Origin of the sequence: Prevotella pallens ATCC 700821 (genome assembly GCF_000220255.1) — a bacterium.
Taxonomy (GTDB): Bacteria; Bacteroidota; Bacteroidia; order Bacteroidales; family Bacteroidaceae; genus Prevotella; species Prevotella pallens.
Genome location: NZ_GL982547.1, coordinates 1 through 555 on the forward strand (window position 1 = coordinate 1; position 555 = coordinate 555).

Annotated in this window: 1 protein-coding gene; it reads left to right on the top strand. The window is 37.8% G+C overall.

From position 1 onward, the window contains the following. Positions 1 to 555 (top strand): ISL3 family transposase (locus tag HMPREF9144_RS12610; RefSeq protein WP_006046538.1); only part of this gene is annotated, 555 nt, incomplete at both ends.

Genomic DNA, 555 nt, shown 5'->3' on the forward strand with positions numbered 1-555 from the left:
TAGCCTTTGGAAATATGGTGCTTAATCTGTCTCGCTTTGTAACAATTCAAGATATATTTTGGTTCCTACAGGTATCCTGGAATGTAGTACGTAATATACAGATGGAATTTCTACAGTCAAAATACTATAACCCAGACCTTTCCATGTTAAGACGTATTTCCATTGACGAGTTCGCCACTCATAAAGGGCATGTATACAAGACCATAGTTGTAGATTTGGATAATGGTCATATTGTTTATGTCGGTGATGGCAATGGCAAGAATGCTCTTGATGGATTTTGGGAACGGCTCGGCAAAAACAAAGAACATATACAAGCAGTATGTACAGACCTTTCTGCAGTATATACAAGGGCTGTAAGTGAACACCTTCCCAATACTGCACTTGTAGTAGACCACTTTCATGTAACCAAGCTTATGAACGAAAAGCTGGATTTGCTAAGGAGACTGTTATGGCATAAGGAAAAGGACATCAACAAGCGTAAAGTAATCAAAGGAACACGTTGGTTGTTACTCAGAAATGGAAATGATATTTTTGATTATGTACACAGAAATAGAC